This window comes from Streptomyces axinellae, from assembly GCF_039532135.1.
Taxonomy (GTDB): domain Bacteria; phylum Actinomycetota; class Actinomycetes; order Streptomycetales; family Streptomycetaceae; genus Streptomyces; species Streptomyces axinellae.
Window position 1 is genome coordinate 36,095 of sequence record NZ_BAAARJ010000023.1, and the last position, 13,609, is coordinate 49,703.

General features: G+C 71.9%; 11 protein-coding genes and 2 pseudogenes. 5 read left to right on the plus strand and 8 right to left on the minus strand.

Annotation, left to right across the window (positions count from 1 at the left end; translation table 11 throughout):
- Positions 1 to 48: 48 nt before the first annotated feature.
- Complete coding sequence (locus ABD339_RS28520; RefSeq protein WP_344570020.1) at positions 49 to 711, minus strand: NAD(P)-dependent oxidoreductase; 663 nt, start codon at positions 709 to 711, stop codon at positions 49 to 51.
- A 140-nt stretch (positions 712 to 851) separates the two neighbouring features.
- Here ABD339_RS28520 and ABD339_RS28525 point away from each other — a divergent pair, with 140 nt between their 5' ends.
- Together ABD339_RS28525 and ABD339_RS28530 are read left to right on the plus strand one after the other, a co-directional pair.
- A complete protein-coding gene (locus tag ABD339_RS28525) occupies positions 852 to 1,874 on the plus strand; it encodes a helix-turn-helix domain-containing protein (protein ID WP_344570021.1) in 1,023 nt (340 codons plus the stop codon).
- Positions 1,875 to 2,025: 151 nt separating this feature from the next.
- Positions 2,026 to 2,520 carry a hypothetical protein gene (locus tag ABD339_RS28530; protein WP_344570022.1) on the plus strand — a complete coding sequence of 165 codons (495 nt, stop codon included), beginning with the start codon at positions 2,026 to 2,028 and terminating at the stop codon, positions 2,518 to 2,520.
- A gap of 131 nt (positions 2,521 to 2,651) precedes the next feature.
- Here ABD339_RS28530 and ABD339_RS28535 read toward each other — a convergent pair whose 3' ends face one another.
- From ABD339_RS28535 to ABD339_RS33900, 3 genes are read right to left on the minus strand one after another with little or no spacing between them, the layout of a single operon-like run.
- Positions 2,652 to 5,471, minus strand: a complete 2,820-nt coding sequence (locus tag ABD339_RS28535) for a beta-glucosidase family protein (RefSeq protein ID WP_344570023.1) — start codon at positions 5,469 to 5,471, stop codon at positions 2,652 to 2,654.
- A 34-nt stretch (positions 5,472 to 5,505) separates the two neighbouring features.
- The gene (locus ABD339_RS33895; RefSeq protein ID WP_425576124.1) at positions 5,506 to 5,772 is read right to left on the minus strand and encodes a hypothetical protein; all 267 of its coding nucleotides are present in this window, start codon (positions 5,770 to 5,772) and stop codon (positions 5,506 to 5,508) included.
- Between the two features lie 32 nt (positions 5,773 to 5,804).
- Complete coding sequence (locus ABD339_RS33900) at positions 5,805 to 6,143, minus strand: alpha/beta fold hydrolase (protein WP_425576128.1); 339 nt, start codon at positions 6,141 to 6,143, stop codon at positions 5,805 to 5,807.
- A gap of 407 nt (positions 6,144 to 6,550) precedes the next feature.
- On the opposite strand from ABD339_RS33900, the gene ABD339_RS28550 reads away from it, so the two are divergent.
- On the plus strand, positions 6,551 to 7,606 hold the full coding sequence (locus tag ABD339_RS28550; protein WP_344570024.1) for a cation diffusion facilitator family transporter: 1,056 nt from the start codon (positions 6,551 to 6,553) through the stop codon (positions 7,604 to 7,606).
- A 516-nt stretch (positions 7,607 to 8,122) separates the two neighbouring features.
- Here the strand turns inward: ABD339_RS28550 and ABD339_RS28555 are convergent.
- The 4 genes and pseudogenes from ABD339_RS28555 to ABD339_RS28570 form a co-directional block, all read right to left on the minus strand.
- On the minus strand, positions 8,123 to 9,034 hold the full coding sequence (locus ABD339_RS28555) for a YceI family protein (RefSeq protein WP_344570025.1): 912 nt from the start codon (positions 9,032 to 9,034) through the stop codon (positions 8,123 to 8,125).
- Positions 9,035 to 9,262: 228 nt separating this feature from the next.
- Entirely contained in the window at positions 9,263 to 10,159 is an 897-nt protein-coding gene (locus ABD339_RS28560) for a lytic transglycosylase domain-containing protein (protein WP_344570090.1), read from the minus strand.
- Positions 10,160 to 10,285: 126 nt separating this feature from the next.
- Positions 10,286 to 11,371, minus strand: a pseudogene (locus ABD339_RS28565) (MCE family protein); the annotation flags it as partial.
- Positions 11,368 to 12,163, minus strand: a pseudogene (locus ABD339_RS28570) (MlaE family ABC transporter permease). The pseudogenes ABD339_RS28565 and ABD339_RS28570, both read right to left, overlap by 4 nt.
- 337 nt (positions 12,164 to 12,500) lie before the next feature.
- Here ABD339_RS28570 and ABD339_RS28575 point away from each other — a divergent pair.
- Entirely contained in the window at positions 12,501 to 13,211 is a 711-nt protein-coding gene (locus ABD339_RS28575) for a PucR-like N-terminal domain-containing protein (RefSeq protein WP_344570026.1), read from the plus strand.
- Positions 13,159 to 13,596: a hypothetical protein gene (locus ABD339_RS28580; protein ID WP_344570027.1), complete on the plus strand. Its 438-nt coding sequence runs from the start codon at positions 13,159 to 13,161 to the stop codon at positions 13,594 to 13,596. Before ABD339_RS28575 ends, ABD339_RS28580 begins: the two co-directional genes overlap by 53 nt.
- Positions 13,597 to 13,609 lie beyond the last annotated feature (13 nt).

A 13,609-nucleotide genomic window follows, 5' to 3' on the forward strand; every position in this document is an offset into this window, starting at 1 on the left:
GCTGCCGTACGGCGCCGTGCGGCGGCGTCGAACGGCAGCGGTGTGGCCTCAGTCCCCCACCGTGAAGCGCTCCCCGACGTGCCGGGGGTGCTCGGCCTCGTCGAGCAGTGCGACAGCGTAATCCTCCATCGAGATACGGCTGTTGCCCTCGTCGTCCACGACGAGGTCGTCCTTGCCGACCCGGTAGGTCCCGGTCCGGGTACCGGCCTCGATGGTGGCGGCGGGGCTGAGGTTGGTCCAGCGCACATCGTCGACGGTCCGCAGGAAGTCGAGGGCGTCGCCGTGCGCGTGCATGATCTGGAGCACCGCCTCCGGCAGCCCCGTGGTGTCCCAGACCCGCTTGCCGCCGGGTGTCCGCAGCGAACCGGCGCCGCCGACGAAGATCAGCAGCGGAGCCGTCCTCCCGGCGGCCCCGAGCGAGCGCAGCCCGGCGACCAGGGACTCGGCCGCAGGGCGGATCGTGGCAAGGTGCCCCGGGCCGTCGCCGCCGCCGACGGCGCTGACCACGACATCAGCGCTCTTGGCCACGGCGGCCACCGATTCGGGCGAGAGCACGTCCCCGGTCGTGACCGTGAGCTTGCCGTGCTCCTCGGCGACGAACTTGGCCGGATCGCGCACGACTGCGACCGTCTCGTGCCCCCGGTCCAGCGCCTCGCGGACGATCCTGCTGCCGATGTGGCCGTTGGCCCCGAATACGGCGATCTTCGTCATGGTGCTCTCCTCTTGCGCGTGCGCCTGTCCGGTGCGGATCGTGGGTGGCACATTCCGCCATTGCCGTCCCTCTTAACAGGACGACACCTTCGAAGCTAACCGGCCACGGGTGACCCCGCGAGGTAAGGTCATGACCACCTATGGTGAAAAACGGACACGCACACGAATCCGCCGCCACGATTCCCGAGCTTCCCTACGCCCCCGGACCGGGCGCACCGGCCACCGGCGTGGAGGTCATGACACTGAGCGATATGCGCTCCCGCGCCGAGGCGCACGGGCAGCTGCTGGCCTCCCCGCAGCGTCCCGTCTTCCATCAGCTGTTCGCGGTCGAGACGGGGACGCTGCGCCAGTCCGTGGACTTCACCGAGCACGCGACACCGGCGGGTGCCTGGCTATGGGTACGACCCGGTCAAGTGCAGCAGTACGGCGACTTTGAGGACACCGAGGGAACCCTCGTCCTCTTCCAGCCGGCCTTCCCCGACCCGGCAACCGCGGCGGCCGTGGGCCTGGACGAGGCTTCCGGCACCCTGACGCACCACCCGGTGGGCGAGCGGGCGCGCGCGGTCCGGCTGGCGCTGGAGCATCTGCGCTTCGAATTCGCCGCCGCGCACTCCGCCCACCCGGACCACCCGGCCCCGGCGGCACCGCACACGGAAGTGCTGCGCCACCTGCTGGCCGCACTGCTGCTGCGCCTCGTCCGGCTGACGGGGCGGTACGGCGCGGACGGCACCACCGGGGCGGACGGTACAGACGGTGCAGAAGGGGCGGATGACCCGAACGGTGCGGGCCTCGCGGGTGGGACGGGCCCGATCGGCGGGGTCGGCGGCGCCGAAGGCGGACCGGCGGAGACCTTCCGGCGCTTCCGGGCCGCCGTGGAACGGGACTTCGCCCACACCCGCCGCGTATCCGACTACGCCCGCGCGCTCGGCTACTCCCCCCGCACCCTCTCCCGGGCGACCCGCGCCGTGGCGGGCCTGGGTGCCAAGGAGTTCGTGGACCGCCGGGTGATCCTGGAGGCCAAACGGCTACTGGCCCATACCGACAGCTCCTCCGCCCTGATCGCCGCCCAGCTCGGCTTCGCGGACGCGACCAACTTCACCAAGTTCTTCCACCAGCGCACCGGTACGGCCCCCGGCGCCTTCCGCACCTCGGTCCGCAGCTGACCCATCCGGTGCCGTGGGCCCACGGCACCGGAGGACCACGGCACCGGAGGCCGATACGCGACAGGCCACCGGCCACGAATGGGCCGATGGGCCGACGAACTGATGGGCCGCAACCGAAGACAAGCCCCGTCCGCTGTGATCACCTGGTGCCGTGGAAGCCATATGGACCAGCGTGGTGGCGGTGGGAGGCACGCTCCTGGGCGCGGTCGTCACACACGTCTTCCAGCGCCTCGCGGCCCGGCGCGGTGAGCAGTTCGCGCGTTCCGAGGCGCTTCGCCAAGAGCGCATCGCCGCCTACAGTTCGTTCGCCGCCACGGTCGAGGAGTACCGGCACGGGCAGGCGGCCCGCTGGTACCGCAAGCAGGAGGCCCCGGATGGACCGGGTGGACGGGGTGGACCGAGCGACGAAGCCTTCCTCGCGGCGCGGGACGGGGCTCACCACCTCCGGACAGTGACCCGGCAGGCGCTCTACCGCGTCAAGCTGCTGACGGACGACCGGATGGTGGTGCTCGCCGCCGAGCGGGCCTATCGGTGTACGCGCGACATATCGACTGCCCAGAGTCGTACGGAGCACAAAACCCTCGACTCCGACGCGCGGCGGGCCATCGAAGCGTTCATCTCGGACGCCTCCCCCTTGACCCGCTGACCCGCTGCTCCGCCGATCCACACACCCCCGCCGCCGCGGTACGGACAGCGGCCGGCCGGCGGGCGGCGCCGGCCGGTCGGTCGGCGGTTGGTCCCCCATGTCTCAAGCGGGACCGTCTCAGGGGTGCCGTCTCAGGGGGCCAGGGCCAGTTGGGCGGTCAAGCGGAAGTCGGCCGCGCTGCGGGCGGCGGTGAAGATGTAGGGGGCGGGCAGGAGTTGCCAGGTCTCGTGGGTTTCGTCCCAGGTCTGCAGCGCGCGTAGCGGGACGGTAAGGCGGGCCTCGGCGGATTCGCCGGGCTCGGCCTCGACAACCGCGAAAGCCACCAGCTTGCGCTCCGGACCCTCGGGGCCGAGGTAGAGCTGGACGACCTCGCGGCCCGCGCGGGGGCCGCTGTTGCGCACCCGGACGGTGACCTCGGCTGCCGGGATGTACGGGTCCTCGGCGCCTGCGGTGTCGGCGGCGTCCGCAGCAGTGACACCGGCCCCGGACAGGTCCGGGTCGGGCGGGGCGATGTTCAGTGCCTCGTAGTCCCACTCCGTGTAGCCGAGCCCGTGTCCGAACCAGTAGGCGGGCTCGGCACCCGCACGGCGCCAGGCGCGGTATCCGATGTACGGCCCCTCCGCATACGGCAGTTGGCCGTCGCCGTCCGGGAGGACCTGGCGCACGGGAAGGTCGTCCTCCGCCTCCGGCCAGGTGGTGGGGAGCCGTCCGCCGGGCTCCTCGTGGCCGAGCAGGACATCGGCGAGCGCGTCCCCGCCCGCCTCGCCGGGGAACCAGCACAGCAGCACCGCCGCGACCTCGTCGCGCCACGGCATCAGCACCGGGGCACCCGCGTTGACCACGACGACGGTGCGGTCGTTGATCGCGGCCACCCGCGAGACCAGTTCGTCCTGGCGGCCGGGCAGGGCCAGGGTCTCGCGGTCCACGCCCTCGCTCTCGGAGTCGTCGGTGGTGCCGACGAACACCAGGGCGGTGTCGGCCTCTTCGGCCGCGAACACCGCGCGCTGGATCAGCTCCTCGTCGGGGACGGCGGGGGCACCGTAGCCCAGTTCGAAGGAGACGAGCCCGAAGAGCGCCCCCAGGCCCTGGACCGCCACGGAGTGCACGAGGCGGATGGAAACGGTCTGCCCGGCCTCGGCGTCCAAGAGGAAGACCCGCTGCGGCGGGTTGAGGAAAGCGGCGGCCGGATCCTCGCTCTCGGGCAGGAGTTCCGCGTCGTACAGAACTCGCTCGCCCGCCTCCAGGCGGAAGTGGCCGACACCGCGCACCGCCAGCCGGTGGGTGCCGCTTTCGGCGGGAGTGAACTCCCCGGTCAGCTCGACGCGTCCGAGATCGGCGAAGGGGGCGCCGCCGGGCAGGCTGCCCATCCAGCGCACGCTGCCGTCGGCCTGCCGCACCCGCGCGAGTTCGGCGTCGTCCAGCCCGTGCAGTTCGGCAGTGAGCGCGAAGCCGTCCTCGGGGGCGGCGGGGGCGAGCCGCGAGCGGGGGTCCGGGCCCGGCTCGTATGACAGCGCGACGCCTGCGGGGAGTGCCTCGCGTAGTGCGCCCAGCGGGGTACTGACGTGCCGGGGGAAGACCTGCGCGCTGCCTCCGCCGCCGAAGCGCGGCGCTGAGGCGGGCAGGCCCGAGACGGCGACCCGGCGCACCGTGCCCGCGCCGGGGGCCTCCCCGCCGCGCGGGACGTCCAGGGGGAGAGCGGAGCGCTCGTTGCGCAGCAGCACGAAGGAGCGGGCCGCCAGCTCGCGCACGGTGGCCTCGCCGTCCAGGGGGCGGGGCACAGCGTGCGGGGGGACGGCGGGGGGCGCGCCGTCCAGCACGCCGGCGCGGGCGGCCAGCAGGAGCACCCGCCGGACCAGCGTATCGACGGTCTCCTCGGAGACCCGGCCGTCGCGGACCGCGGCGACCAGATGCTCGCCGTAGACCGTGTCGGGGCCCGGCATTGCCAGGTCGAGGCCGCCCAGGGCGCAGGCGGTGGTGGAGCGGGCGCCGGTCCAGTCGGAGACGAGGACACCGTCGAAGCCCCATTCGCCGCGCAGGACACCGTTGTTGAGCGTGTCGTGCTCGCTCATCGTGACACCGTTGACGCTGTTGTAGGCGGCCATCACGCCCCAGGGGCGGGCGGTGCGCACGATGCGTTCGAACGGGGCGAGGTACTGCTCGCGCAGGGTGCGGCCGTCGGCGCGTACGTCCACGGTGTAGCGGTCGGTCTCCGAGTCGTTGGCGACATAGTGCTTGGGGGTGGTGCCGACGCCGCCTTCCTGAATGCCCGACACCAGCGCGGCGCCGATGACGCCGGTCAGCTCCGGGTCCTCCGCGTACGCCTCGAAGTGCCGGCCGCCGTAGGGGGTGCGGTGGAGGTTGACGGTGGGCGCGAGGACGACGTGTGCGCCTTTGCGGCGGGCCTCCTGTGCGAGCAGGAGTCCGGCCTCGCGGGCGAGCGCGAGGTCCCAGGTGGCGCCGAGCGCGGTGGGCGAGGGCAACGCGGTACTGGGGTCCTCGGGCGTCCAGTTCTCACCGCGTACCCCCGCAGGGCCGTCGGACATCACCAGCCTGCCGAAACCGGCGCCGGGTTCGGGACCTACCGACCACATGTCGGTGCCGCCGAGCAGCGCCGCCTTGGCGGGCAGGCTGAGTTTGGCGAGCGCCTCCTCGACGGCCGTGGCCCGCGCGCGGGCATCGTGCAGGTCACTGGCGCCATGGGCGTCACCGCTGTCCTCAATGCCACTGCCGGCGGGGGCCGCGCCCAAGGATCCTCTGCCGTCGGCGGGTGCCGCGCCGTGGGAGGCAGCGCTGTGGGACGTGGTGACGGAGGCAGGGCCGTCGGGATTGGCTCCGGTGACGCCGGGATCGGCTCCGTCGTGGGAGTCAGCTCCGTCGTGGGGCGCGCTTCCGGACGTTGGGTTCACACCGCTCACATCACTCACACCACTCGTGTCGCTCATGTCGCTCATGTCGCTTGTGTCCATCGCTTGGCTGCCCAGCCTGTCAGATCCAGCCGTCGAGAGCCCTGAGAAAGCCGCCGAAGTCGTCGCGGTGAACGACGTGGCCGGCGCCGGGAACCGTACGCACCTCGTAGCCGCGCTCCACCAGCAGCGCCGCACGGTCGGGGCCGACCATCTCGCTTCCGTCGGCGAGGACGACCAGCGGCGGCACCGGCGGCTGCTGGGGCAGCAGGTCGATGCCCCGGAGCGGGTCGCGGAAGGCCGCGGTCGCCGGGTCCCACAGGCGCAGGGTCTCGCGCTCGACCGCCACGTCCTCGGCGGGCCAGCGGGGTGCCGCGGCGGCTATCTGCCGGGTGGTGGCGTGCCGGAGTTGGCCAAGGTCCGCGCCGTCGAACGGCCGCGCGTCGGCGGTCCGCCACGCCGGGTGCTCGTATACGGCGCGGGCGGGGCGCAGCCGCGTGACGGCCCGGGAGAGCGCGAGGCCGCCGAGGGAGTGACCGAGTGCCAGTTCGGCCCCCTCGGGCAGATTCTCGGCGAGGTCGTCGGCATGTGCCTCCAGGGTGTAGGCGGCACGCTCTGCCCGGGGCTGGCTCCGTGGCCGCGCAGATCGACGGCGAGAACGCGGTAACCGTGCTCGGCGAGTGCCGGGCCCGTCCTGCGGAATGTGCGGTGGTCGGCCATGATCCCGTGGATCAGCAGCGCGAGCCTGCCGCCCGAACCCCACTCGTGGAGATGCAGCTTCACTGTCGGCCTGCCCTTCCCTGGTGACGCCTGTACGGGTCAAGGGATAGCCGGTCGGCCCCCTCCCGGGGAAGCCCTGGTGAATGCGCCCGGCACGGTGCCGGACCGGGTCTCACCAGGCCCGCCACGTCCGGAGCGGGCCTGCGGCCCCCTCTTCGACATCACTCGTACGTGGGACTTCGCGCCGCTGCTCGCGACAACGAAAATCACTAAGAAACCGCAGGTCAGAGGCGTGTTATCGGTTTTGACAACGGTCACCGGTGCAGCCTTTGCACCTTTCGTCGCGGTGGGTTTCACTGCACTCAGCCGGCCGCCGCGTGGGCGGGTTCCGATGGGGAGGACGGACTGTGAGCGCAACGCACGAGAAGAGGGAGCAGACACCCGGCGGTGGGCACGCACACGGGCACGGACGGGAGGGTCATGGGCACAAGGGGCACGGGCACGGCGGTCACGGGCACGGGGGTCATGGACACGGGGTCTCCGCCGACGCCGACCGCCGCTGGTTGTCGACAGCGCTCGCGCTGATCGCCGTCTTCATCGTCGTCGAGTCCGTGATCGCCGTGCTGGCCGGGTCGCTGGCCCTGCTCTCGGATGCCGCGCACATGCTGACTGACGCCGTCTCGATCGTGCTGGCGCTGGTGGCGATGCGGCTGTCGGCCAGGCCGGCTCGCGGGGGCTACACCTTCGGTCTGAAACGGGCTGAGATCCTCTCGGCACAGGCGAACGGACTCACGCTGATACTCGCCGGGATCTGGCTGGGGTACGAGGCGGTGCGCCGGCTGATCAGCCCACCCGAGGTGACGGGCTGGCTGGTGCTGACGACCGCGCTCGTGGGGATCGCGGTGAATCTGCTGGCAACGTGGTGCCTGTCGAAGGCGAACCGCTCCTCACTGAATGTCGAGGGCGCCTACCAGCACATTCTCAACGACTTGTTCGCGTTCGTCGGCACTGCCATAGCCGGTCTCATCGTGCTGCTCACCGGCTTCGCACGGGCCGACGCCATAGCGACGCTGGCGGTCGTCGCGCTGATGCTCAAGGCGGGTTACGGACTACTCCGCGACTCGGGCCGCATCTTCCTGGAGGCAGCACCCGTGGGGCTCGATCCGGACGAGGTGGGCGACAAGCTGGCTTCGGCCCCCTCGGTGACCGAGGTGCACGACCTGCACATCTGGACCATCACCTCGGGCGAGCCCGCGCTGTCGGCGCATGTGCTGGTGGAACCGGGCGGGGACTGCCATCGAGTGCGCCGGGCGCTGGACCGGAGGCTGGCCGAAGAGTACGGACTGACCCACACCACGCTCCAAATCGATCACGTGCCCACCGACGCCCCGGAGCCCGTCGGCGCCGGACACTGTGCGACCCCGCACGGCCCCGTGCACCACGACGGCCCGCACTCGCACTGAACGGGCCCGGGGGCCGGGGCGGGGCAGAAGTCGGGGCGGGACGAACAGCGGCTGGAGACGCGGGAGCGGCGAGCAGCCGGAGAAGCCCAGTTGAAGGAGCCCAGGTGGAGGAGCCCAGTTGAGGATGCCTTCCCAGACAGGGCCGTTCGGCCCCTGCGGACGGGGGCTGCCCAAGGCACTCTGAGGTGCATCACCCCCGGGGGGCATGCCTCGGACCCCGGGACAGTGGGGGGAAGAAGGGGCCGGACCCGTTGCTGAGCGGCAACGGATCGGTCCCCGTACGTCCAGGCGTTACCCGTCGGCGCCTGGGCGTACGGCACCACAACCGCCGCCCGCGGCCCGTGGGGGGACCGCGGGCGGCCAGTACGAGGCGCGGGGAGGGCGGGCGGGTAGGGGCCGAAGGGGCTTCCGGCAGGCAGGACAGCCGGTCGCCCCCTGGTCCGAGAGCCGGGGGGATTCGGCCTGGTCCGAGGGCCGGTTGAGGGCCGACCCGCCCACCACCTGCCCGGAGAGGTCCTATTCCGGCGGGGTGGGCGTGCCCGCGTTGCGGTACATCGCCTGGATGTCCATCTCCAGCTTGACCGTGGGTCCGACGATGGCGATGCCCCGGGCGAGCATGTTGCGCCAGTTCAACGTGTAGTCCTCGCGGTGCAGTTCGGCCGTGGCCTGGGCGGCACAGCGCAGCTCTTCGGCGTAACCACCGTTGACGGCGCCGAGGTAGGTGGTGTCCAGGCTGACGGTACGGCTGACGCCGTGCAGGGTGAGCGTGCCCTGGACCGTCCACTTGGTGCCGCTGCGGTGGACGAGTCTGTTGCTGACGAAGTGCAGGTAGGGGAAGCGTTCGACATCGAGGAAGTCGGGGGAACGCAGGTGGTTGTCGCGGGACTTGTTGCCGGTGTCGATGCTGGCGGCGTCGATGGTGATCTCGATGTAGGAGTCCTCCATCCGCTCGGCGACCCGGATACCCCCGTCGAAGCGGGTGAAGCGGCCGTGCACATGAGCCATGCCGACGTGCCGGGCGACGAAGCGGATCGAGGTGTGCGGCGGGTCGAACATCCACACCCCGGTCTGCGGCAGCCCCGGTTGCTGGCCCGCCTCCATCCGCACCCGCTCGGGCACACCACGCGAGCCGGGGACGACCTCGACGGTGCGGTGCACCGGCTGGAGGCCCTCGATGGTCGCCATGAGCGTGTAGGAGCCCGGGGGCAAAGCGGCCGTTACCCGGCCGTAGGGGTCGGTGGTGGCCTTGACGACGCGCCTGCCGTTGGCCGCGTCGCTCAAGGTGACGTCCGCCCCGGGGAGGGCGTGTCCTGTCGGATCACACAGTTCTACGCTGAAGAGCCCTGCCCCTTCCGGGAGCCCGACCGCCTGCGGGCCCCCGGTGTCGGCGGTCTTCGGCTTCCTCCTCAGGAGTGTCCGGAGGCCCATAACTCTTCGCCCTACTTCCTGGCTGCTGTGCCGCATCGATGTGCGCGCCCGTGCGGGGACGGCCTGGTGTGGCCGAGTCCGATCGTACGTACGGCACTGATACTCCCGCACACCAGGTCCTGCCAGGCAAAGTTCCCGAACGGTTCGGCGATGTGGTTCAGCGGCGGCTCACCGGCGGCCGGGCCGGCTGCCGGTGCCCGACTCCCTGCCGTGAGCGGGGCGTTCGCGCTACGTACCGGGTGTCTCACAAGGGGGCTCGCTCGGGGAGCCGGTCGGAGTGGGCGTGGGCGACTCGGTGTCGGCCGGGCTCGGCGACGGGGATCCGGTGCCGTCCTGGCAGTCGGGCGGGTCGCTGGGATCGGTGTCTCCGGGGCCGGGGGAACCAGGATCCGCCGGGCCGGGTCCGTGGTCGCCCGGGCCGTGCTCGCCACCGCCGCCGCCCGTGCCCCCTCCCCCAGGCCCCTGGCCCCCCTTGCCCGTGCCCTTGCCGCTGTCTGCGTCCTTGCCCCTGTCTGCGTCCTTGCCCCTGTCTGCGTCCTTGCCCCTGTCCGGGGATTTTCCCTTGCCGTCCTTGCGGCTCCTCTTGCCACCGCCGTCGCCATCACCACCGCCGCTGCCCGCGCCGGGGCTGGAGGGGAGTACGCCCTTGCCGTCGGGTACGGCGTGGGTGCCCTTGCGGTAGAAATCCAGCCAGGCGAGGACGGTGTGCAGGTAGTCCTCGGAATGGTTGTAGCTGAGGATCGCCGCGCGCAGATCCGGCTTGTCGCCGAGATCACGGCCGCCAGCGCACAGGTAGCGGGCGGCGGCGAGGGCGGCGTCGTGGATGTTGTGCGGATCCTTCCGGCCGTCGCCGTTGCCGTCCGCGCCCCAGCCGCGCCAGGTGGCGGGGATGAACTGCATGGGGCCCACCGCCCGGTCGTACGTCCGGTCTCCGTCATAGACGCCGCCGTCGGTGTCGGTGATGCGGGCGAACGCTCCCCCGTTCAGTACGGGCCCGAGTATGGGTTTGCGTGTGGTCCCGTCGGCCCGTACGTCTCCGCCGCGCGCCTGGCCGGACTCGACCTTGCCGATGGCCGCCAGCAGTTCCCAGGGCAGGCGGCAGCCGGGTGACGTGGCCCGCATCATGCGCTCCGCGCGCTTGTACGCCTTCAGTACGGTGGCCGGGATGCCGGACTCGGTCTTGGCCTCGCTCCTCAGTGCGCGGACCGACAGCTTGCCCTTCGCGCCCTTCAGGGGCGGGAGTTCCGTGTGGTAGCAGCGTGCGGTGCCGCCGGTGTAGACGGGGGTGTCCTTGCCGGGCACGTACTTGCCGCGCGAGGGCACGACCTTCAAGTCCACGTGCAGGCCGGGCTCGTCCGTGCCCTTGCCGAGGGCCTTGTCCATGACGGGCACGAAGGTGGCCAGGGTGCGCAGAGTGCACGGGAAGGAGGGCGACTGCGCGGCCAGCGTGCGCAGGGTGGGCCGCCCCGCGCGGGCGAGGCGGATGATGTTCTCCTCGTTCTCCCGCAGGAAGGTGGTCAGCTCCCGTGCGGTGCCGGTGGTGGTGCCGTAGACGGTGGCCAGGTCGTCGGCCTTCTCCGCGAGGGTGCTGCTGGTGGTGGCGAAGTCGGAGAGGGCAGTGAGCACATCGGGCGCGGCCTCGGCGTACAGGTGGCTGACCTTGACGAGTTCCTTGATGTCCCGGTTGAGCGCGGGGAGTTGCGGGTTCAGCTTGCGCAAGTAGGCGTCCAGGGTGACGAGGTTGTCCCCGAGCTTGGCTCCCCTGCCCTCCAGGGCCTGTGCGACGGCGGTCAAGGTGGCGGAGAGCTTGTGGGGCTGCACGGCGGTGAGCGTGGGCAGCAGGTTGTCCAGGACCTGTCCCAGCTCGATGGCGTTGCGGCTGCGGTCCTGGGGGATGGTGGCGCCCGCCCGGATCGTCCGCCCGGTGGGGTGCTCGGGCGGTACGAGTGCGACGTAGCGCTGTCCGAAGACGGTGGTGGGCAGCATCTGCGCGGTGACATCGGCGGGAATCCCGTCGAGCTTGCCCGGCTGGAGCGCAAGGCGCAGCCGGGCGCCGGCCCCGTCCGAGTCGATCTCGCGCACCTGGCCCACCACGACGCCGCGCAGCTTCACATCCGCGGTGACGTGCATCTCGTTGCCCACCTGGGAGGTGCGCACGGTCAGTTCGGCCTCGTCGGTGAACTGCTTGTCGTAGACGGCCACCGAGAGCCAGATCAGCAGCGCCGGCACCAGCAGGAAGACGGCTCCCGCCAGCCTGCGTCGCACGACTCCCCCCGCCCCGGCGGCCCCCGCTGCCCCTGCCGCTCCCGCCCGTCGGCGGGGTGGCGCGGCGCTCATCCGGCCACCTTGACCGTGGTCGTCGCACCCCAGATGGCGAGGCTCAGGAAGAAGTCGGTGACGCTGATGAGCACGATCGCGTTGCGCACCGACCGGCCCACCGCGATACCGACCCCGGCCGGTCCGCCGGTCGCGCGGTAGCCGTAGTAGCAGTGGGTGAGGATCACCATGACGCTGAAGATGAGGACCTTGAGGAAGGAGAGCAGTACGTCGGTGGGCGAGAGGAAAGCCCGAAGTAGTGGTCGTAGGTCCCGGCCGACTGGTCGTTGTAGAAGACGGTGATGAAGCGCGAGGACAGGTACGAGCTGAGCAGACCGATGCCGTAGAGGGGGATGATGCCGACGACTCCGGCGATGATGCGGGTGGTGACCAGGTAGGGCATGGAGCGGATGCCCATGCTGTCGAGGGCGTCGATCTCCTCGTTGATGCGCATGGCGCCCAGCTGCGCGGTGAATCCGGCGCCGAGGGTGGCCGAGAGCGCGAGGCCCGCGACGAGGGGGCGATCTCCCGGGTGTTGAAGTAGGCGGAGATGAAGCCGGTGAAGGCTTCGGTGCCGATCTGGTTGAGCGCGGCGTAGCCCTGGAGGCCGACGACGGTGCCGGTGAACAGGGTCATCGCCGTCATCACGCCGACGGTGCCGCCGATGACGCCGAGGCCGCCGCTGCCGAACGCGACTTCGGCGAGCAGCCGTTGGACCTCGCGCAGGTAGCGCAGCAGGGTCTTGGGCACCCACAGCAGGGCGCGCAGGTAGAAGAGGAGCTGGTCGCCGGGCTGGTCGAGCCAGGCCAGCAGCCTGCCGGGGCGCGGGGCGCGCCCCGCTCGCCCGCCTGCGCCGCCGGGGCCGTTCTCCTGTGGGGTGGGCTCGGGCTCCGGGGCCCCGGCCCGGCCCGGCCCTTGTCGAGGAGCGCCATCTCAGGCTCCCTTCGGCGGGACGAGTCTGCGGTGCACGAGCACCCCGGGCCGTACCCCCCAGCGGCTCAGGTGTCGCCCCGCGCGGGCGCCCGGGAGAGGGGCACCGCGTCCGATCGGAACCGGCCGGCCGCGCAGGCCGCGTCCACACCGGACTCGTCCCCCACCCTGGCCGGTTGGCTTTCGCCACGCCCCGAGGCCGGCAGTGGAGGGTACGTCCATGGTGCACACAGCAGTTCCCCCGGTCCTCACCGAGGCGCCGGGTCCGCTCCCCCAGGAGCTGGCGGCCATCATGTGGCCCGAACTCCCCGCCGTCGCACAGGAGATGGCGCACGAGATCGGCCGGGCGGTGCCCGAATACCGCCCCTTGCTCGCGGGCCCGTACCGCACCGTCCTCCTGCACTGCGTGCAGCGGAACCTCACCACCTTCGTCGAACTGGTCGCCGACCCCGCCGCTTCCACCGCCCAGCGGGGCGCGATGTGCCGCAGGCTGGGCCGCTTCGAGGCGCACGAGGACCGGGGGCTGCACTGCCTCCAGTCGGCACTGCGCATCAGCGCCCGGGTGGGGCTGCGCCGCGCCAACAGCGTCGGCACCCGCTACAGCCTCCCGGCCTCGCTGATCATCTCCTTCGCCGACGCGGTCTTCGCCTGTACGGACGTGATCGAGTCGCTGTGCCGCGAGGGATATGTGGAGGCCAAGGGCGGCGGGGACGACGAGTGGGAGTCCCAGCGCGGCCGGCTGCTGCGGCTGATTCTGGCGAGCCCCCGCGTACGAGAGCGCCGGTCCTGGGCCGTCGTCCGCGGACGCCGGGCCGCACCCCACGCTCCTGGATCTGGCACAGCGCGTGGGCTGGCGCGTGCCGGAACGGGTGACGCTGGTGGCGCTCGCACCGCCACAGGAGCGAAGACGCTTACAGCTGACCGGACTTGACGACGACGTACTCGCCGACCTGGACGACCAGCGGCCCCACCTGCTGGTGCCCGGTGAGGTGGACGAGGCGCGGCAGGCGAGGCTGGATGCCGCGCTGGAGGGCCGGCGCACGGTCATCGGCGCGACGATCCGGCTGGGCGGCGCCGCCGACTCGCTGCGCTGGGCGCGGCGGACGCTCTCCCTGGTGGAGACGGGCGTCATCCAGGAGGCGCGCACCACGCGCTGCGAGGAGCACAAGGACGTCATTCTTGTCTGTGCCCGAGCAATTCACCGGGATTCTTCATCGGCCGCTGAGTACACGGAGCTCCCTTGTTCCCGCCGCGACGGCGAGCCACCTCGGCACGGACCGGCGGCGCCTACCCACCCGCCCCGACAGCTCACTTGACGCCGCCGTAGGG

What these genes read in the sequence shown, in the direction of transcription:
- ABD339_RS28535 (WP_344570023.1), bottom strand. Translation starts at nt 5,471, where the DNA reads ATGAGCGACATGAGCGACACGAGTGGTGTGAGTGATGTGAGCGGTGTG.
- ABD339_RS28560 (WP_344570090.1), bottom strand. Translation starts at nt 10,159, where the DNA reads ATGATGCGGGCCACGTCACCCGGCTGCCGCCTGCCCTGGGAACTGCTG.
- ABD339_RS28575 (WP_344570026.1), top strand. Translation starts at nt 12,501, where the DNA reads ATGGTGCACACAGCAGTTCCCCCGGTCCTCACCGAGGCGCCGGGTCCG.
- ABD339_RS33900 (WP_425576128.1), bottom strand. Translation starts at nt 6,143, where the DNA reads ATGGCCGACCACCGCACATTCCGCAGGACGGGCCCGGCACTCGCCGAG.
- ABD339_RS28520 (WP_344570020.1), bottom strand. Translation starts at nt 711, where the DNA reads ATGACGAAGATCGCCGTATTCGGGGCCAACGGCCACATCGGCAGCAGG.
- ABD339_RS28525 (WP_344570021.1), top strand. Translation starts at nt 852, where the DNA reads ATGGTGAAAAACGGACACGCACACGAATCCGCCGCCACGATTCCCGAG.
- ABD339_RS28555 (WP_344570025.1), bottom strand. Translation starts at nt 9,034, where the DNA reads ATGGGCCTCCGGACACTCCTGAGGAGGAAGCCGAAGACCGCCGACACC.